The 19,412-nt window shown below is 37.7% G+C and carries 20 protein-coding genes and 1 other RNA gene; 13 read left to right on the top strand and 8 right to left on the bottom strand.

Annotation, left to right across the window (positions count from 1 at the left end):
* Positions 1 to 22: 22 nt before the first annotated feature.
* Genes TH67_RS03175 through murJ form a run of 3 tightly spaced genes read right to left on the bottom strand, consistent with a single transcriptional unit; the run spans position 23 to position 4,521 of the window.
* Positions 23 to 1,747, bottom strand: coding sequence for an ABC transporter ATP-binding protein (locus TH67_RS03175; protein ID WP_072594328.1), 1,725 nt, complete (start codon positions 1,745 to 1,747; stop codon positions 23 to 25).
* Positions 1,740 to 3,134, bottom strand: a complete 1,395-nt coding sequence (cysS, locus tag TH67_RS03170; protein WP_072594327.1) for a cysteine--tRNA ligase — start codon at positions 3,132 to 3,134, stop codon at positions 1,740 to 1,742. The genes TH67_RS03175 and cysS overlap by 8 nt, the downstream gene beginning before the upstream one ends.
* Positions 3,121 to 4,521, bottom strand: a complete 1,401-nt coding sequence (gene murJ, locus TH67_RS03165; protein ID WP_072594326.1) for a murein biosynthesis integral membrane protein MurJ — start codon at positions 4,519 to 4,521, stop codon at positions 3,121 to 3,123. Before murJ ends, cysS begins: the two co-directional genes overlap by 14 nt.
* A 123-nt stretch (positions 4,522 to 4,644) precedes the next feature.
* On the opposite strand from murJ, the gene TH67_RS03160 reads away from it, so the two are divergent.
* From TH67_RS03160 to TH67_RS03130, 7 genes are all read left to right on the top strand, one after another.
* Positions 4,645 to 6,558, top strand: a complete 1,914-nt coding sequence (locus TH67_RS03160; RefSeq protein WP_072594325.1) for a flagellar assembly protein A — start codon at positions 4,645 to 4,647, stop codon at positions 6,556 to 6,558.
* 17 nt (positions 6,559 to 6,575) lie between these two features.
* Positions 6,576 to 7,130 (top strand): Holliday junction branch migration protein RuvA, encoded by a 555-nt coding sequence (gene ruvA / locus TH67_RS03155; protein WP_072594324.1) that lies wholly within the window; start codon positions 6,576 to 6,578, stop codon positions 7,128 to 7,130.
* A gap of 11 nt (positions 7,131 to 7,141) precedes the next feature.
* Positions 7,142 to 8,182 carry a D-alanine--D-alanine ligase gene (locus tag TH67_RS03150; RefSeq protein WP_072594323.1) on the top strand — a complete coding sequence of 347 codons (1,041 nt, stop codon included), beginning with the start codon at positions 7,142 to 7,144 and terminating at the stop codon, positions 8,180 to 8,182.
* 64 nt (positions 8,183 to 8,246) lie between these two features.
* On the top strand, positions 8,247 to 8,477 hold the full coding sequence (locus TH67_RS03145; protein ID WP_072594322.1) for a type II toxin-antitoxin system Phd/YefM family antitoxin: 231 nt from the start codon (positions 8,247 to 8,249) through the stop codon (positions 8,475 to 8,477).
* Positions 8,467 to 9,252, top strand: coding sequence for an alpha/beta fold hydrolase (locus tag TH67_RS03140; RefSeq protein WP_072594321.1), 786 nt, complete (start codon positions 8,467 to 8,469; stop codon positions 9,250 to 9,252). Before TH67_RS03145 ends, TH67_RS03140 begins: the two co-directional genes overlap by 11 nt.
* A complete protein-coding gene (locus TH67_RS03135) occupies positions 9,249 to 10,673 on the top strand; it encodes a Mur ligase family protein (RefSeq protein ID WP_072594320.1) in 1,425 nt (474 codons plus the stop codon). Before TH67_RS03140 ends, TH67_RS03135 begins: the two co-directional genes overlap by 4 nt.
* Positions 10,670 to 11,110: a hypothetical protein gene (locus TH67_RS03130; protein ID WP_072594319.1), complete on the top strand. Its 441-nt coding sequence runs from the start codon at positions 10,670 to 10,672 to the stop codon at positions 11,108 to 11,110. Before TH67_RS03135 ends, TH67_RS03130 begins: the two co-directional genes overlap by 4 nt.
* A gap of 11 nt (positions 11,111 to 11,121) precedes the next feature.
* Here TH67_RS03130 and TH67_RS03125 read toward each other — a convergent pair whose 3' ends face one another.
* Positions 11,122 to 12,135, bottom strand: coding sequence for an HdrB C-terminal domain-containing protein (locus TH67_RS03125; RefSeq protein ID WP_072594318.1), 1,014 nt, complete (start codon positions 12,133 to 12,135; stop codon positions 11,122 to 11,124).
* Between the two features lie 62 nt (positions 12,136 to 12,197).
* Here TH67_RS03125 and TH67_RS03120 point away from each other — a divergent pair, with 62 nt between their 5' ends.
* The 4 genes from TH67_RS03120 (at position 12,198) to rnpB (ending at position 15,606) form a co-directional block, all read left to right on the top strand.
* Positions 12,198 to 13,019, top strand: coding sequence for a thiamine-phosphate kinase (locus TH67_RS03120; protein ID WP_072594317.1), 822 nt, complete (start codon positions 12,198 to 12,200; stop codon positions 13,017 to 13,019).
* The gene (gene truD, locus TH67_RS03115) at positions 12,997 to 14,121 is read left to right on the top strand and encodes a tRNA pseudouridine(13) synthase TruD (RefSeq protein ID WP_072594316.1); all 1,125 of its coding nucleotides are present in this window, start codon (positions 12,997 to 12,999) and stop codon (positions 14,119 to 14,121) included. Before TH67_RS03120 ends, truD begins: the two co-directional genes overlap by 23 nt.
* Positions 14,122 to 14,517: 396 nt before the next feature.
* Complete coding sequence (locus TH67_RS03110) at positions 14,518 to 15,135, top strand: Type 1 glutamine amidotransferase-like domain-containing protein (RefSeq protein WP_072594315.1); 618 nt, start codon at positions 14,518 to 14,520, stop codon at positions 15,133 to 15,135.
* Positions 15,136 to 15,280: 145 nt separating this feature from the next.
* An RNA gene (rnpB, locus tag TH67_RS03105) (RNase P RNA component class A) lies at positions 15,281 to 15,606 on the top strand.
* 14 nt (positions 15,607 to 15,620) lie between these two features.
* Here rnpB and TH67_RS03100 read toward each other — a convergent pair.
* The 4 genes from TH67_RS03100 to TH67_RS03085 are packed head-to-tail and all read right to left on the bottom strand — an operon-like array spanning position 15,621 to position 18,380.
* Positions 15,621 to 15,848: a hypothetical protein gene (locus TH67_RS03100; protein WP_072594314.1), complete on the bottom strand. Its 228-nt coding sequence runs from the start codon at positions 15,846 to 15,848 to the stop codon at positions 15,621 to 15,623.
* Positions 15,841 to 16,212, bottom strand: coding sequence for a flagellar export chaperone FliS (fliS, locus tag TH67_RS03095; RefSeq protein ID WP_072594313.1), 372 nt, complete (start codon positions 16,210 to 16,212; stop codon positions 15,841 to 15,843). Before fliS ends, TH67_RS03100 begins: the two co-directional genes overlap by 8 nt.
* 9 nt (positions 16,213 to 16,221) lie before the next feature.
* Entirely contained in the window at positions 16,222 to 17,982 is a 1,761-nt protein-coding gene (fliD, locus tag TH67_RS03090; protein ID WP_072594312.1) for a flagellar filament capping protein FliD, read from the bottom strand.
* 2 nt (positions 17,983 to 17,984) lie between these two features.
* Positions 17,985 to 18,380, bottom strand: a complete 396-nt coding sequence (locus TH67_RS03085; RefSeq protein ID WP_072594311.1) for a FlaG family protein — start codon at positions 18,378 to 18,380, stop codon at positions 17,985 to 17,987.
* Between the two features lie 120 nt (positions 18,381 to 18,500).
* Between TH67_RS03085 and TH67_RS03080 the strand changes: the two genes are divergently transcribed.
* Positions 18,501 to 18,845: an ornithine carbamoyltransferase gene (locus TH67_RS03080; RefSeq protein WP_072594310.1), complete on the top strand. Its 345-nt coding sequence runs from the start codon at positions 18,501 to 18,503 to the stop codon at positions 18,843 to 18,845.
* Positions 18,842 to 19,408, top strand: a complete 567-nt coding sequence (gene rsmD / locus TH67_RS03075; protein ID WP_072594309.1) for a 16S rRNA (guanine(966)-N(2))-methyltransferase RsmD — start codon at positions 18,842 to 18,844, stop codon at positions 19,406 to 19,408. Before TH67_RS03080 ends, rsmD begins: the two co-directional genes overlap by 4 nt.
* Positions 19,409 to 19,412: the final 4 nt, after the last annotated feature.

Below are 19,412 nucleotides of genomic sequence, written 5' to 3'. Positions count from 1 at the left end.
GCAAATCTTAGCAAAAATCGCCTTAAACTAAGGCTTTGCCCTTAAGTCTTGCATAAATTTCATTTCTCTTGCTAAGCTCCTCGTCGCTTCCACTATCAATGATCTTGCCATCACTCAAAACTGCGATCTTATCGGCATTTTCAACCGTGCTTAAGCGGTGGGCGATGACGAAGATGATCTTTTTGCTTCTTAGATTATTTATCGCTTTTGTGATCTCTTTTTCGCTCTCGTTATCAAGCGCAGAGGTAGCCTCGTCAAAGATGAGGATTTGTGGGTTTTGATAAAGCGCTCTAGCTATGGCGATGCGCTGTCTTTGACCGCCTGAGAGGTTGGTGCCAAATTCATTTAAGATAGTGTTTATGCCATCATCAAGCTTGCTTACAAACTCATAGGCATTGGCTAGTTTTAGTGCGTTTATCACGGCATCTTCGTTAAATTCTCTGCCGTAAGCTACGTTTTTGGCAACTGTGTCGTTAAAGATATAGACGCGCTGGGTTACAAGCCCGATATTTTGGCGAAGTGAGTGAATTTTGATATCTTTTAAATTTGTGCCGTTTATCAAAATTTCTCCGCCATTTACGTCGTAAAACCTCATAAGCAAATTCATAAGCGAGCTTTTTCCGCCGCCACTTGAGCCAACAAGGGCTATAAATTCTGACTTATTTGCCTCTAAATTTATCCCTTTTAGGACCTCTTTGTCGTCGTAGCTTAGGCGGACACCCTTAAATTTGATCAAATTTATCTCTTCGTTTAGCTCTTTTTCGCCATCTTTTATCTGGCTTACTTTATCCATCAAGAAAAATGTCCTCTCGCTTGCTGCGATGGCGTCTTGCATTCTATTATAAATATTTACGATGCGTTTTAGTGGGGTGTAGAGCATAAAAAGCGCTGTTAAAAATGAAAAGAATGCGCCCATATTTATATGCCCGTCGATGACGTCTTTACCGCCTATTATTATAACCGCTGCCACGCCTATTGAGCCTATGGTCTCCATTAGTGGGCTTACTAGCTGCTCGATCTTGACGCTTTTTAAATTTAGTCTAAAAAATTTATTATTTTCATCAACAAAGCGTGAATGCTCGTATTCTTGGGCATTATTTGCTTTGATTATCTCGATATTTGTAAAAATTTCACTAAGCGCAGAGGTGATGTCTGATGTTTTTTCTTGTGACTGCTTTGAAATTTTCTTCATCCTTTTAGCAAGGCGCGAGATCGGATAGATCGCCACTGGCATGACGACAAGGGCGAAAAATGCCAGCTTTGGACTTTGATAGATGACGACGCAAAGAAGCCCTATAATGGTGACTGACTCTCTTGTTAGCTCAGGTATGATGCTTGAGACTATCGATCTTATGCGGTCGATGTCGTTTGTTGTTCTGCTGATTAGCTCGCCAGTTCTAAATTCATTGAAAAAATCCATATCTAAATTTAAAAGGTTTGCAACCATCTTTTCGCGAAATCTTCTAATCGTATCTTGCCCGATATATGCCGTAAAATAGGCCTGCATGAAGGTTCCGATGTTTTTTATCACATAGATCGCGATGATGGCGCAAGGCAAGATGTAAAGTAGCTTTTCGTTTTTCTCAACGAAAATTTTATTTAGTACAGGCTCTACCAGATAGGCACTTACCGCCGTTCCACCACTGGCAAGCCCCATGCCGATGATGGCAAAAATAAAGTGTGGGATATAGTCTTTAAAATATGGACCAAAGCGCTTTAGCACATCTTTTAAGCCAAAATTATTCATTATTTCTCTCCCAAACTGCGCCATTTGGCGTATCCATGATAGAGATATTCATTTTTGCTAGCTCATCTCTTATCTCATCAGCTCTTGCAAAATTTCTCTCTTTTTTGGCTACTGCTCGCTCATCAAGAAGCCTTTTAATTTGCTCTTTTTGCTTGCTAGTTACACCAAATTGAAAATACTCTACATAATTTGTGATAGCAATGCCTAAAATTTCGCCTATTAACTCTAAATTTGCCACCACTTCGGCCTTACATGCTTTATCTTTTGGATTATTATCAAGTCTTTCATTTGCCGTTTTTACAAACTCATCGACGCTTGCAAGCGCCTTTGAAGCGTTTAGATCATCACTTAGTGCCTCAAGCAGCTCGCTTTTAAAGCTCTCATTTGCCATGCCAGCTTGCACGCCATCAACTCTTTTTTTGAGGCGGTAAATTTTATCAAGCCTCTTTTTTGAAGCTACTAGATCTTCATCTGAATAGTTAAAATGAGCTCTGTAATGGCTCGTAAGCAAGTAATATCTAAGCACTTCGCCATGAACATTTTTTATGGCGTCCTTTACGAAAAAGCTGTTATTTAGACTCTTGCTCATCTTTTCGTTATTTACTTTTATAAAGCCATTGTGCATCCAGTATTTGCTCAAATTTTTATGATAGGCGCATCTGCACTGACTTGCTTCATTTTCATGGTGTGGGAAGAGTAAGTCAATGCCACCAGCGTGGATGTCGATCTCAAATTTATCGTTTTCTTTGTCGCTTAAAAACTCCCTTATCATCGCTACGCACTCGGTGTGCCAGCCAGGGCGACCCTTGCCAAATGGGCTTTCATACCATTTCTCGTCAAATTTCCAAAGCACAAAGTCTTTCTCATCTCTTTTCTCGCCAAAACTAGCCACGCGCGCGATTAGATCAGTATTGTTATCCTTGCCGCTAATGCTAAAATAGCCACTATCCTTGCTCGTATCGAAGTAAATTCCATCACTCGTCTTATACGCCACACCTTTATCCATAAGCACTTTAATGTAGCTAATGATCGCCTTCAAGCACTGCGTAGCCTTTGGTTTAAAGTCTGGATCAAGCACGTTTAAAGCGCCCATGTCGCTCTCATAATGCGCTATATATTTGTTTGTGATCTCCTCTAGGCTTTGGCCAGTTTGCGCCATTTTATTTAAAATTTTGTCATCAATATCAGTGTAGTTTCTTGCAAATTTGACCTTGTAGCCAAGCGCTTTTAAGACCCTTCTTAAAAGATCAAAGCTAACGGCTGACTTTGCATGTCCCAAATGTGCATCGTCATAGACCGTTGGTCCGCACAGATAGATGCTCGCTTCACCTTCTTTTATCGGGCTAAACTCAACCTTTTCTTTTTTAGAAGTATCAAAAATTCGCATTAAATATATCCTTTAAAAATGTTAAACCAAAATAGAGCAAAATCGCTAAAACAGCGATGGCGGCTATAAATTTAGGCTCGATTATAGCTAAAAATCGCTTAGCTCCAAAGGCTCTTATATATAAAATAAGCTGTAAAAATCCCCCAAGCGAGCTTGCAAATGCAAGACCAGCTGCTCCAAATTTCTGCATCAAAATGACTGCTAGGATCAAATTTATCACAAGGCAGATGATGGAAATTTTGGCTGCCTCTTTTTGCTTCATGTTTGCGTAGAGCCAAAGCGAGAAAATTTTAGCCAGACCAAATGGCGTAAGCCCCACCAAATAGGCGCTTAGCACCTTGGCACACTCGGTCGTATTTGCCCTTACGAAATTTCCCCTTTCAAACAAAAGCCAGATGATAAATTCGCTCATCACTACGCCTGTGATCGTGGCGGCTAGTAGAGCACAAAGAAGCAAGTAAAAGCTCTTTTTTGTCCAAACTAGAGCATTTGCCTCATCTTTTTGCTTTAAAAGTCTCGTAATCTTTGGAAAGAGTGCTTGAGATAGTGCGATCGCAAAGATAGCAAGCGGAAGCTGAAAAATTCTATTTGCATAAAAAAGATAGCTTATCGAGCCACTTACCAAAAAGCTCGCTAGCCAAGTGTCCATAAATGCGCTTATTTGCATCGCACTTGAGCCAAGTAAGCCGTGATAGAAATTTATAAAAAAGCCTTTGCTCTGCGCTCTTTTGCCTTTAAAGTATCCGCTTAGACCGCCCCAAAAAATTTTATTTAAAGCGTTAAATTTCATAGCGATTAGATGCACCAAAACTTGCAAAATACCGCCTGCAACGACGCCAAAGCTAAGATAAAGTGCGACCACGCTTTCACTCTTGCCACGAGCCAAAAGTAATGAAGCGATCATGGCTAAATTTAGTAGCGCTGTAGAAAACGCAGTCGTTGCAAAGTGCCCTTTGTACTGAAGCAGCGCACCCATGAAAGTGACGATATAAACAAGGGCTAGATAGTAGAAATTTATACACACAAGCGGCACTGCATCGGTGATATTTTGCTCGCTTAAGCCGCTTGCGATGATCTTTATAAAATAGGGCGTAAATAAATTTACAAGAAGCGTCAAAATGCCTATAAAAAGTAGAAATTTGATGAAAATTTCAGCTTGAAAGATCGCTTTTTTCTTGCTATTTGTAAAATTTGGCAAAAATGCCTGTGTAAAGGCACCTTCTCCAAAGATACGGCGAAATAAATTTGGGATTTTAAAAGCGATAAAAAAAAGATCGCTAAATATGCCAGCTCCAAGGATGGAAGCTGTTAAAAGGTCTCTTATAAGTCCAAGAATTCTTGAAACCATAATGCCAACTGAGTTTGAAAAAAAACCTTTTATAAACATCGCTCACCTAAATTAAATTTGAAAACGCAATAGTAACAAAAGATGCTTTAAAGCTTACATAACCCAAATTTAATAAAATTTTGGCGATAATAAGAGCCAAATTTTATGTGAAATGGATCAATTTTGAGCGAGAACGTGCAAGAAAACGAGAGATTTTTACCGCCAACGCAAATTCAAACTTCAACGCCTTATATATCGCTTAAAGAACTAAGCAAGCAACACAGCGTACCGGTAGAATTTATAGATTTTAAAATTTTAGATATTTTGACTTATTATAAAAATAAAGATAATGAAGAGCCAGTTTTTGTCCCTGAAGAAAATTTAGACTTTTTTGATGATAATGCATTTTATCTTGACGAGACACTAGAGATTGAGCAGGTCTATGATGTGGAATTTTTTGATGTTAGGCTAAATGCTGTACCAAAGCTTCCAAAGATAGAAATCGGTGTAAATTCAACAGTTACAAAAGTAGTCGCAAAGGTAAAAGCCACAAAATATTGTGAATACGAACAGCATTACGAAGATAAACTTTTTGAATATATCGCCAAACAGCTTATGAAAGCTCAAATTTTAATAGGTATAAGGATCGGCAAACTAAAAGACGAGCTAAAACAAATCGCCTCGGTTGTGCATGTAAAGGGCGAACTTGATAAAGACTACATACTAAACATAACACAAGGTATAAATCCAAAAAAAGCTACTGATGCAAAGATACTTTACTACTACAAAGATAAACTTGATGCGATAAAAGAGGAAGATAAGGTTGATTACGCTGATAGAGGTTTTGTTTTTGGCGTGGCACAAGATGAAGTGATAATGGAAGAGAAAAAGTCTCACGAAGGGCAAAATGGCCGTGATGCGAGAGGCAAATTATTAGCAGTAGAAAAGCCAAAAGAAGATACTGGCAAAGAGATAAGTATAAGTGAAAATATAGAGAGAGTAGAAAATGACGATAGCATAATATATATCGCTAAAAAATCAGGATATGTAGTTGAGAAAAATGGCTCATTTGACATAGAAGAGCGTATAGAGATAAATGAAGCAAATTTTAAAACAACTGGCTCTATTCAAGCAGGCACTGATACAAATGTGACTTTGGTGGTTAGGGAAACTGATACTATAAAAGATGCCATCGGCACTGGCATCATCGTGGAGGCTGACGAGATAGAGGTTAAAGGAAACGTCGGCGCAAATGCGATGGTTAAAGCAAATGAAGTAGTAATCGGCGGTCAAACACACCAAAAGGCTAAAATTTATGCAAAGAATGCAAAAATTTCTATCCATATCGGTAAGGTTGAAGCTGAAAATGTCGAGATAGATAGGCTAGAAGGCGGAAACGTCGTAGCAAAAAGAGTTAAGATAAATAGCGTCGTTGGTGGCTCTATAACCGCTCAAAATATCCAAATAAACACGCTTGGCTCAAACTGCACTATCACAGCTTCACATTTAATAGACGTAAGATATTTAAGAGGTACTGATAATAAATTTATAATCGATACCAGCAAAATGCCTGAGAGTGCTGAGGCTACGCAAGAGCAGTTAAATAAGATCGAAAATACAAAAGCAGAGCTTGCTTCACTTCTAAAAAATATTGAAACAAAGAAAAATGTCATAAATGAAAATAAAGACTCGATTTATACCATAAAAGCAAAGGTAGAAGAGCTCTCAAAAGCTAAAGTGATACCACCAGTTACCTTTATGAAAAAGCTAAAAGAGTATCAAGGTTTAGTCAATGAATACAACACTTTGCTAAAAATTTTTAAAGATAAAAAAGATTTGTTAGCTACTCTAAAAGATGAGCTTGAGATCATGCAAAATGGAATATTTTCTGCAAAAGTGATAAATAGAGGAAACTGGGTTGAATTAAATGAGATTAGATTTGTTATCGTTGATCCTCCGCAAAATGTCACTTATATCTCAAAGCAAAATGAAACCGCGCATGCTATTACTTTGGAGAAGATCGGCGATGGCGATGAGGCTGAGTATAAGATCAAAAAGTCAAATAAATTAGAAGACTACACAGATACAAATTTTTAAGAATAAAAGGTTAAATGATGATAAAAGCGATCGAAGGTATTGTCAGCAGAAAAGATCCCGCATTTGTGATACTTAAGACAAATAGCGGCGTAAGCTATGGAATTTTTATCTCACTTTTTTGCTCAGCCAAGCTTAGTAAGGGCGAAAAAGTCGAGCTTGCCATAACGCAGATCATAAGAGAGGACGCAAATTTACTCTACGGCTTTTTAGACGCAAATGAGCAAAAGATGTTTGAGATGCTTATCAAGCTAAATGGCATCGGGGCAAGTGCAGCGATGGCAGTTTGCTCAAGTCTTAGCTCGCAAGCATTTACAAATGCCATAATAAGCGGCGATGCAGATACCTTTAAAAGTGTGCCAGGCATCGGACCAAAGACTGCTAGACGCATCATAGCTGAGCTAAGCGACGCAAAACTAATAAGTGATGAGAGCGTGCCAAGCTATCAAAATGAGGCACTTTTGGCACTTGAGGCGCTTGGCTTTAAACGTGAGAAGATAGTGAAAATTTTGCCTGAGTGCAAGAGTGAAAATACGAGTGATCTTATAAAAGAAGCATTAAAGAAATTAGGATAAGGATTAAAAAGATGAATTTAGGTGTGATATTTGGAGCAAAGAGCTATGAACATGAGATAAGCATAGTTAGTGCAATAGTTTTAAAAAATGTCCTAAAACAAGAGCTAAAATTTATATTTTGCGACGCAAATAGAGATTTTTATCTTATCGAGCAAAAAGATATGAGAGCAAATTTCTTTAGTTCAGGCAAGTACAAAAATTCAAAAAAGCTCATTTTATCTAAAGGCGGATTTTTCATACACTCTCTTTTTGGCGATAAAAAAGTAGAGTGTGACGTCATTATAAATTTGATCCACGGCATGGACGGCGAAGATGGCAAGATAGCAGCACTTTTTGACTTTTACGGCATAAAATATATAGGTCCAAGGCTTGAAGTAAGTGCGCTTAGCTACAACAAAGAGCTTACTAAATTTCTAGCACAAAAAGCTGGTGTAAAGGCGCTTGATTACGAGATGCTAACTCGACAAAGCGAGCCAAAATTTCACTATCCTATTATATTAAAGCCAGCAAGGCTAGGCAGCAGCATCGGCGTAAGCGTAGTGCATGACGCCAGTGAGCTAGCTTATGCAAAAGACATAGCATTTGAGTTTGATAAAGATGTGCTTGTCGAGCCTTTTATAAAGGGAGTAAAAGAGTACAACCTTGCAGGCTGTAAGATAAATGGAAAGATAAAATTTTCTATCATCGAAGAGCCAAAAAAGAAGGAATTTCTTGACTACGAGCAGAAATATCTTAGCTTTTCAAATGAAAACAAGGTAAAAGAGGCTGAAATGTCTGAGGAGCTAAAACAAAAGCTTAAATTTAACTTTTCAAAAATTTATGATTGTGGATTTGACGGAGCGATCATTAGATGCGACTTTTTTGTGATAGATGATGAGGTCTATCTAAACGAGATAAATCCAAATCCAGGAAGTCTTGCAAACTATCTATTTGAGGATTTTGAGAGCACTTTAAACGCCCTTGCAAACTCACTTCCAAGAGAGCGTAATATAAAGATCGATTATAGCTTTATAAACTCGATCACTTCAGTAAAAGGTCGTGGGAAAATTTAGACCATTTAGTAGATTATAAAGTAGTTTGTGATATTTTACGTAAAATTTTACACAAAGAGCGACAATGGTAACTTTTACAAAAGATGAAATTTATACAGCAACTGAAGTGGTTAGAAATTTTAGTTCAGTGCTCTCTCGTGTGGGAGCTAATGAATTAAAAAGAGCGGTCATTGTTAAAAATAATAAATTTGAAGCTGTGCTTTTAAATATGGAAGAGTATGAGCGTCTTTGCGAAGCAGTGAACGTGCTTGAGAGCATTTATACTGCAAAAAAAAGAGAGAACGATGGCGAGTAGGGCGGTAAAGTACGGCTCAAATGAGTTTGATATAAACTACGAGATTGTAAATCCAAAATGCAAAAAAATAGTGCTTTTCTTGCACGGCTGGGGCGCTAATAAAGAGATAATGAAAAAGGCATTTGGCTCATATTTGAGCGAGCTTTGCCATGTCTATATCGACATGCCAGGCTTTGGTAAAAGCTCAATTACTGATCCTTTAAAAACAAGTGATTACGCAAAAATCGTTGAAAATTTCTGTGGTGAGCTTGGCATAAAGCCAGATATCATCGTAGGTCATAGCTTTGGCGGCAAGGTCGCAACGCTTCTAAAACCGCCACATCTTGTACTTTTAAGCTCAGCTGGCATAGTTGTCAAAAAGCCATTTATCGTGCGCACAAAGATCGCTATTTTTAAAATTTTTAAGCTTTTTGGATTTGGAAAATTTTATAAACTCTTTGCTACAAAAGATGTGAGTGGTATGAGTAGAGTGATGTATGAGACCCTAAAAAACGTTGTTGATGAGGATTTTACAAAGCATTTTGCTAACTTTAGTGGCAAGGCTTTAATATTTTGGGGAGAAAATGACAAGGCAACGCCTATAACAAGCGGAGAGAGCATACATAAGCTCATAAAAAATAGTTCATTTTTTCCGCTTAATGGTGATCATTTTTTCTTTTTACTTCACGCTAAATTCATAAGTGACGAGATAGAAAAAGGGCTAAAATTTGAGCCAAATGAAGCAAAAAATGTTGTGCTAGATGACGATGAGAGCGGGATCGAGGAGATAAGATGAGTATATTTTTAAGCATAAGCACAGTTTTATTTATCTTTGCGCTCGCTTTTTATGTGATTACTTGCTTTCAGTGGTTTTCATATAGGCCCGAGCGCGTGCTCTTTCACTTTACAAAGCCCGCTTGGCACGTCTTTTTCTTTATTGTGCCGTTGGTGCTATTTTACACGACTGGTAAGTGGTTTTTCATCTATTTTTACTTTGCGCTTTTGCCAGCTCTTTATCTTTGGTACAAAAAACTTGATAAAAAGTTAGTAATTACTGGCAGGATCAAGCACTTTTTTGTGATCCTTGCTTGCGCTATCATCTTAAACTACGCTCTAAATTTTATCATTCACAAGGCGTTTTTGGCTCCGATGCCGCTTTTTGTCTTGGTTGTAAGCCTATTTTTTAGTGAAATTTTAGAAAAGATTAAATTTCAAGGCTTTAAAAACAAGGCGCTTAAAAAACTGGGTGCAAATAAAGATCTAAAAATCATCTTGATCACAGCAAGCTACGGCAAAACGAGTATCAAAAATTTCTTATTTGAAATTTTAAAAGATAGCTTCGTCTGCTACAAGACGCCTCGCAGCGTAAATACAATGGCTGGTATCATCAAAGATATCAATGAAAATTTAAACGAGCAAACGCAAATTTACATCGCAGAAGCAGGCGCTAGGCTAAAGGGCGACATCCTAGAGATCACAAAATTTCTAAACCCGCAAATCGTCATCGTTGGCGAGATCGGCGCACAGCACATTGAGTATTTTAAAACGCTTGATAATATCCGCTCTACCAAGCTTGAAGCACTTCAAAGCGCTCGCTTGCAAATGGCATTTTTACATAGCTCGACAAAGAAAGAGCCAAGCCAAAATTTAGAAATTTACGATGAGAGTCTAAAAGATATCAATGCAAATTTAGATGGAATATCATTTATGCTTGATGGCAAAAACTACGCTTCGCCGCTACTTGGCAAATTTAACGCTACAAATTTAGCCGTTTGTATCAAGGTGGCAAGATATCTGAAAATGAGCGATGAAACAGTAAATAGAGCACTATCTAAGATGAAAAACGTCGAGCACCGCCTAAGCAAGATCGAGGCTGGTGGCAAGCTTATAATTGATGATAGTTTTAATGGAAATTTTTCAGGCATGAGTGCAAGCTACGAGCTAGTAAGCACCTACGCTGGCAGAAAAGTGCTGCTAACACCTGGTATCGTTGAGAGCGATGCAGAGCAAAATGCAAATTTAGCCAAGGTGATAAATGAAATTTTTGACCTTGTTATCATCACAAGCCCACTAAACGCCGAAGTTTTGCTAAAACACATCATAAAGCCAAAGATCATCATCTTAAAGGATAAAAATAAAATGCAAGAAATTCTAGCTCAAAATACGCGTGCTGGCGATCTCATACTATTTTCAAACGACGCACCGAGCTTTATATGAAAAAGATAGTTTTTTTAATCCTAGCTTTAAATTTGGTATTTGGCTTTGATATTGATGACTATGACAGAGGCATTGAGGCGCTAAATGCCGGAGATTACGCAAGTGCGTATGAAATTTTTTATGATGGTTGTGAGCAAAAAGATGTGCTTTCATGCGAGGCTTTGGGTGATATGTTTGTAAATGAAGAGATAAATGAGCAAATGGATAGCGATCTAAAAAAGCACTCAAATATCGAGCTTGGCGTGAGTTATTATATGAAAAGCTGCGACCTTGGCTACCAAAATGCTTGTGATGATGTGATTAGCTTAAGAGATGATTTAAATATAAGCCTACCAGCTGGTGTTTATGAAAACGCCAAAGCAAGGTACGATGAGATAAGACAAGAAGACGAAAAAGAAGAAGCCTTAAGCGAGCAAAATACGACTTTGCAAAAATAAATTCTCTAGTTTTAGACTAGATTTACTTTTAGCGTATGCTCTTTTAGGCTTGCTGGAATTTTGCCATTTTCAAGCTCGATCAGTTCGCTAACTCTTAAAATATAAAAATCCTGCAAACTTCTGTTTGCAAATTTTTCAAGCTTTTTTGAAAGCGTGTCAAACATATAAAACTCAGCTTCATTGCTAGCTAGTAAAAAATCACCCCCGCTATCAAACGCATTAAAGATGGTCTTGCTTGCAAGTGCAAATGCAAGCTTTTCGTTTGCTTTTAAAAGTTCAAATCCACAAGGAAATTTATTGTTTAGATTTATAAAATTTGCTCTAAATTTATCTAAATTTTCAGGGATTTTATCGCTTACGGCTATTTTAAACTCTTTAAATTTATCCAAGCTCTTTATCTTTTTAAGCTCATTTTTTGAGGTTTCATTCTCTTTTATCCCTAAAATTTCTTTAAAAAACCTAATCGCTTCGGTGTAAATTTCGCTTCCGCCAAAGATAAAATCATCAATCTTGCAAGCTATTAAAATACCATTTTCATTGTTGATAAGTCTTATGATCTCATCATTTTTTTCTTTTTTATAAAGACGATGAGCCAGTTTGATAGCAGCTGCACCTATAAAATTTGGCTCGTATTTTCTCACAAAATCAGCATAAAAATATGGCTTTAAGCTTGCATAAAATTCTTTGTCTACTTGATCGCAGAATTTATCAAATGGCTTAAATTTCTCCCAAAAGTCATCATCGTTTATCTCAAGATCTAAAACCGCTCTTTTTTCATCAAGTGGCGAAATCACAAGCTCGTCTGCAAATTTCTCATATAAATTCTCTAATGGTTCAGCAGTGCTCACTACGACATCATTTACTTTCACAAAACCAGTTGTTGGCTGAAAATACGGATCAATTTTTTTAACATGCAAAAATAGTTCATCAAGGTTTGCGTAATCTAAAATTTCTAAAAAATATGGTTTAAAATACGACAAAATATCCTTTTTTGCATTAAATCTAAAAATTTCTATTTTTTGCATTTGACTCCTTTTTTTGGCTTATTTTATCCTAAAATTAAAAGGAGTTTCATTATAATTGCCCGATGGATAAAGAAAATTTCACGATTGAATGCTTTGGTAACGCTTATATTGGCGATGATGCGGCTGTGCTTGGCAAGCAGGTCTTTAGCAAGGATATTTTTGCTGAAAACTCGCACTTTAAGCATGGCTGGCTAAGCCTTGAAGAGATCGGCTACAAGGCGATGATCGTAAATTTTTCAGATACGATCGTGATGAATGCTAGGCCAAAATTTGCGCTTCTTGGACTTAGCTTGCCAAAGAATTTTTTGCCGCAGCAAATCAAAGAGCTAAGCGGCGGCATAAACAGAGCTTGCGAGGAGTTTGGTGTAAAGATAATCGGTGGCGATACGATAAGTAGCAAAATTTTAAATATAAGCGTTAGTGTAATTGGCGAGCTAAATGGCAAAGCTGTGCTTAGGAAAAATGCAAAATACGGCGATCTGGTAGCTTTTACAGGTAAGCTTGGGGGCAGTCAAAAAGGGCTAAATTCGCTTCTTAGGCTAGCTAAAATTTCAAAAAACTCGCGATTTAAAAAACCTATTTTAAGAGATAAATTTTTCCACAAAGCAGCTCATCTTGTAAACTCAGCTATGGATATCTCAGACGGGCTAAATGCCGATCTTGCTAAGCTTTTAAAGGCTAGCAAAAAGGGTGCTAAATTTACAAAAAAGCTAAGTAAATTTGAGCTTAGTAGCGGCGAAGAGTATGAAATTTTATTTACTTTTAGTCCTAAAAATTTAAACGCTATCAAAAGGATCGCCGCAAAAACACGGACAAAGATTAACGTCTTTGCAAAAATTTCAAATAAAAGGTTAAAACAAAATGCAAGAAACCACCACTTTTAAGCCTCTTTACGCACTCACTCATGCACCTATTGAGGCCTATTTTTCTAAAAATTCAGATGATTTTGTCGTGCGCGAGATACCACTTTACGAGTTTAGTGGGGATGGCGAGCACTTGATCGTTGAAATTTCTAAAAAAGATATGACGACAAGCGACGCTTTACACGCTTTAAGCGAGGTTACAGGAGCTAAGATGCGCGACTTTGGCTATGCTGGGCTAAAAGACAAGCAGGGCATGACGACGCAGTTTATCTCAATGCCACGCAAATTTGAGAGCGCGCTTGCAAGCTTTAGCCACGAAAAGATGAAAATTTTAAGCCTTAACGTGCATAAAAATAAGCTTCGTATCGGGCATTTAAAGGGAAATAGCTTTTTCATCCGCTTAAAAAAGGTGCTACCAAGTAATGCCAAAAAGCTAGAGCAAGCATTTGTTAGTATCGATAAAATGGGCTATGCAAACTACTTTGGCTATCAACGTTTTGGTAAATTTGGCGACAATGCTGAAACTGGCCTGGAGCTACTTAAAAATGGGACGATAAACGGCAAAAAGAGCAAAAATGTAAAGCTAAACGACTTTTTGATCTCGGCTTATCAAAGTGATCTTTTTAACCGCTGGCTTAGCAAACGCGTGGAAATTTCGAGGTTTTTGCAGGATTTTAGCCTAGTCGAGCTAGCTCAAATTTACCCGTATCTTGATAACGCGATTTTGAAAAATTTAAAATCGCAAAAGAGATTTTTTAAACTGATAGAGGGCGAAGTTTTGGGCCACTACCCTCACGGCAAATGTTTTTTGTGCGAGGATTTGGACGCGGAGGGCGCGCGCTTTGACGATAGAGATATCACTAGCTGCGGGCTGATAGCGGGCGCGAAGGCGTATGAGGCGCAGGGTGCGGCTAGGGAGGTAGAGGATCAAATTTTCGCACAGGCAAATGAATATAAAGCTAAAATGACGGGATCTAGGCGCTTTGCGTGGTGTTATTTAGAGGATACGAGCTACAAATATAACGAGGAAAAGGCGCACTTTACGATAAATTTTACGCTGCAAAAAGGAAGCTATGCGACGGTGGTGTTAGAGGAAATCTTGCACAAAAATATCTTTGAGTAGGGCGGCAGCTCGCCTTGCTAGCGCTTTTAAAGGGACTAGTAAAAAATTGGTTTGATAGATTATATTTCTTATCTTTGCTAAATTTTTATGTCACTTTTGTTTGCAGTTGCGACCGCAAGAGAAACAAAGCTTTAAATCCACCTCGCGATACTTTGTCTTAGCTTTTGCGTTCAAATTCACAATTAAATTTTTAAATTTTGATTTTAAATTTTTGCTCATTCAACCATGTTTCTTAAAAACATAAACCGCCACAAATCTCTAAATCCTAAGTTGTGGTGCAAGATATGGGAAGCTCATGGAGGGGGCGACATGATGATGCAAAATGCGGATCTTTTAAGCTTATTTCCGGATATAATTGGCTTTTAAATTTAAATATCTTTTAAAAGGAATAAAGAAATGGCAAATATTTTTCTTTGCTCTTATTTCGCGGAGGTTGCGAGCAAGATCAATGAAGTGATAGATTTTCAAGGTAAGCACGTTGCTTTTATCGATACGGCAGCAAAATTTGAAGAGGTGAATTTTTACGTAGATGAAGCGGTAGAAATTTTAGAAAATTTTGGCGCGAGGCTAAGACACCTTGACGTCTCTTGCGCCCAGAGTTTAGCTGTGCCAGTATCTGAGAAAGATGAGCTGTTTTGCAACGATGAAATTTTATCCGCCATTAGTCAGTGCGACATCATTTACGTTAGCGGCGGAAATACATTTTATCTGCTTAACGAGCTACGAAAATCGCGCGTCTGGCAAGCTATAAAAAATGCAGTCAAAGCGGGTAAAATTTATATTGGCGAGTCGGCGGGAGCGATCGTGGCCGCACCAGATACTAGATATGCTACGCTAATGGATAAAAATAGCGCGAAAACGAGTGATTTTACGGGGTTAAATTTGGTTGATTTTTGCGTCGTGCCGCACTTTGGCTGCGAGCCTTTTACGCAGGCCACGCACGAGATAATGGAGAAATTTGGGAACTTGTACGATTTACGACCTATAAATAATGCTAAGTTTATTGCGCTTTGAGATAAATTTTTAACAAAACATACGCTAAATATTTGCTCGAAGCACTCTAACTGCCTGCGAATCTACCTTGTAAATAAAAACATAAAGTTTAAAGTCTAAAGCTTTTAAAGCTAGAAATTTAAGCCAAAGCCGCTATAATTTTGCTCTGGCACGGTAAGCGATCGCTTTTGTTTTTGCAAAAGAGGAAAGTCCGAGCTGCGATAAGACAAGGTTCCATCTAACGGATGGCTAGGGAAACCTAAGGGATAGTGTAACAGAAAGCAGACTTCCGCTTCGGCGGTAAAGGTGAAACGGCGGAGTAAGAGCCCACCGGCACGCTTGGTAACTTGCGTGGCCATATAAACCCAACCTGCAGCAAGAAGGGATGGTTTTGGTCTTATATTAAAACCCTTCGCTAGAGCTTGTTTGTAAAAGCAAGTGTAGATAAATGATCGCTCAAGACAGAACTCGGCTTAACGCCGTGCCTTTAAATTTATAAAAATTGATTAGTTTGCTACGTATTTTTGAGCTTTTTGTAGTTTTATAAGCTCATTTTGGATGTGCGAAGACTTGTTTTTTAATAGCTCTATTGCACCGCCAATTAGTGCTTGTGCTTCTTGTGCCAAAGCTAGGCTTGTAAACATATCTTCACTAAAATTTTCTGATAATGCAGCTATCTTACCTGTATCTTCGTTTATCAATGCCAATTTAAATTCATTAATCCAGCTATTCACCTGAAGTTACCTCTCTCCATGCTTCTGATAGTTGCTTTACGACATTGGTTACTTCATTTAAGGCTGCGACATCGTTTTGTATATTTGCCATAGCAAGAAGCTGCATCTGTCTTGTATAGAGGCCGCTAAGATAGTGAGCTACATCGCCTTGAGAATAATCAAGCGAATTTAAAAGCTCAACAAAAATAGCGTTTGTCCTATTAATATAATAAACTTTTTTCTCTATATCTCCAGCTTCTATCGCCTTTTTTGTACGAAATATAAATTTTAAAATCCCGTCATAAAGCATTTCTATTAATTTAGTTGGGGACTCTATGCCCCCAAAACTAGACTGTGCGTATGCACTATATGCACTTTGATTCATCTTTCTCTCTTATTTTCTGCTATTTATCTCTGCATCGATCATTGATTTTAGTGTCGAGAACTGATTTTCTAAACTCGCGATGATAGCGTTATACTTGATAAAACGCTCTTGCATTGTTGTATACTTCTCATCTAAAAGCTTTTGTGTGCTCTCTTTGTTTTTTGTGATCGACTCGTTTTCGTCTTTTAACTGATTTTGCATAGCAACCATCGTACCACTTTTGCCAACGACACCATCAAGCATTTTAGCTAGCTTTGTAAATAGCCCATCTGTCTTTTTAGTTACTGGATTTATAGTGGCTTCATTCATACCTAGAGCTGTTAAGGCTGAATTTTTGCCTTTTACCTCGATATTTTCGCCATCGCTTCTTTTTAAGACGATTCTTTTGCCACTTTTATCAAGACTAGCTGTAACCCCAGTTATGCCAGCGTCATTTATAGCTTGTTGAAGTTTTAGTGCGTTCTCTTCGGCTGTGGCAGTAGCAGTAGTTGAGAATGTAACTGACTTGCCGTTTATCGTAAGATCGCCAGCTTTTATGTCCAGTGCTCCAGCGCTAACAGTCGATGCTCCCATATAGCTTATCGGCTCGATCTTGCTTGATCCCATGAAAAATTTCTGAATCTCTTCTGGATCTTTGCTAAGAGCTGCATTTAGCTTATTTAGATCAAGCTGAAGCTGTCCGTCTTTATCAGGTACTATGCCATATTTGCTTAATGCTTTGCCTTCGCTATCTTGTCCATTTACAAGACGACCAATGTTTGATCTTAAGCTTGAAATTTCGCTAACGCCTTGGAAAGTGCCAGCTCCCTTTTCCTCGTCATATTTTGTGGCTATGCCAAGGTTCATGGTCATTAGGTTGTAATCTTTTATAAATTCTTCAACCGCTTTTATTACCTCTTTTGTATCCTGAGAGACGCTTACGTTTGTTTTACCAGTTTCGTTTAATGTAATAGAAATTCCCGGTCTTAAGTCGTTGAAGGTATTTTTGCTTCTTTTTACATTTACTCCGTTATATGTAAATTCCGCATCTTGTGCCTTTAAAATTCTATTCTTTTCAAAATTTGATGTCATCTTTGGTGTGCCATCAGAATTTGTTAGTGGTGTGCCATTTGCATCTTTATCTTGAAACTGTGTACTATCCCAGCCTAGCTTATCTAAAACGCCAGCCGTATCATTTGAAAATTTAATAGTCTGTGTTGCGCCAGTGTTGCCTGATTGAAGCATGATTTGATTCGGCTTATCTCCGCCAACATTTAAAATTCTAGCTTGCAATTTACCGCCACTGATATCATTTATCTTGTCTACAATATCTTGATATGTGGTTGATCTAGTTACGCTAATAGAAAATTTTTGTCCATCGATCTCAACATCAAAAGAGCCGTTATTTGTTGCGCCTACTAAGCTTGAAGCGTTTTTAAAATTTGAGCTTTGAAATGTATCTTTTTGAGCAAGTTTTTGCACATCGATACTAAAATTTTGCACGCTAACGCCATTTGCCGCTGAGGCTGTTACGCTTTTGCCAGCATTATTTGTAGTTCTTTTTAGATAAAGTGCCTCTCCGCCAAGTGTTTTACCACTTACATTTACGTTGCTAACTAGAGTTTTTAGCGCTGCAAGGTCTTTTTGCTTTAGGTCATTTCTTTCTAGCCTTTTTGTTAAAGGTTTGATCTGTCCTGCCTCATCTGCTTCTTTTAATTTCTTAATAAGATCATCATTTAGCCCGCTATTTTTTGTACCGATGCCTAAATTTGTTACGTTACCTACTGCCATTTTTAACTCTCCTTGTCAAAAAGTATTCCGATGCTTTCTTTGAAATACTCGCTTATTCTTATAGCTTCTTTGCTTGGAAGTTGTGTTATCTCTTCGCCAGTTTTAGCATCTTTTACTTGCACGACCATTAAATTTAGCTTCTCATTGTAAGCAAATCTTACATTAGTATCGAGCTGCTGCATTTGATAGTTCAGTCTGTCAGTGACCTCTCTTGTTCTTTTGGCAAGCTCTTCGTTGCTAAGTCCGTCTAGCTCGTTAATGTCTTTTGTTTCATTGTTTTTATCAGCACTTAATTTAACATCAGAATGCTCGATAGGTCTGCTATCTATTTGACGCTGAGCGGATGTGCTCATGCTCGTATCTAGTACCTGATTTGCTGCTGCCTTAAAGATTTCCATAGTTTTACTCCTTAAAACTTACGTTAGCTTCTACATCGGTAAAATTTTAAAATCCTTTAGTGTTTATACAAATTTTTGATTATTTAGGCTAAAATCGAGCAAAAATTTATAGGAAGAGATATGAAAATTTCATTTGAGTGCGAGTGTATTTTACTTCAAAAGACACTGCTGCTTTTTTGTGGAAATTTAGCTGCTCATCATAAGGATTGTGATTTTGTAGTGAGTGACTGCGAGATTGCGACAAAAAAACCGCTATTTATAATAGGTAAAAATGCTCATCTTTCTCATCCTTTTACCAAGACAACACTTCTTGATACGCTTGAAGAATTTTACTCAGCTATGCAAATTCCAAAAGCAAATGAGCTAAATGAAGCTAAAAATGAAAAGGGCTTAGAAGATAAAATTTCACTTTTGATAGATAAATTTAAAGCTGATCTGCTAGAAATTTTAAGGGCAAATCAGTGAAACTCTACACTAAAATCTCAAGTGGTAAATTTAAAGGTAAAAGGCTTGAACTGCCAAGCCTAAGCACGACTAGAAGCACAAAAAGCATCGTAAAAGAGTCTTTTTTTAACGTCATTAGAGATGAAATTTACTCGCTTACATTTATAGAGGGCTTTGGTGGAAGTGGCGTGATGGCAAGCGAGGCCGTTAGCAACGGAGCACGTGAGGCTATCGCTATTGAAAAAGATAGAGCCGCTTTTAAGATCACACAAAACAATCTTGCTAGCCTAGAGTGCTCAAATTTAAAAGCAATAAATGGCGATACCTTTTCTGTTTTACCCGATATTGTAAATTCTCAAAGTGGCAAGGTCTTGCTCTATCTTGATCCCCCATTTGACATAAGAGCTGGCTTTGATGGCATCTACGAAAAGCTTGTAAATTTAATCTCACAGCTAAAAAAAGAGAAAATTTATATGATAGTTTTTGAGCACAACAGCGACTTTAAATTTAGTGATGAAATTTCTACATATAAACTTGTAAAATTTAAAAAATTTGGAGCTACTTCGCTCTCTTACTTCCAATAATTTA

The organism is Campylobacter concisus (genome assembly GCF_001891085.1).
Classification (GTDB): domain Bacteria; phylum Campylobacterota; class Campylobacteria; order Campylobacterales; family Campylobacteraceae; genus Campylobacter_A; species Campylobacter_A concisus_O.
The sequence above is the reverse complement of the archived record's forward strand: the minus strand, read 5'-3'. Positions and strand labels throughout refer to the sequence as shown.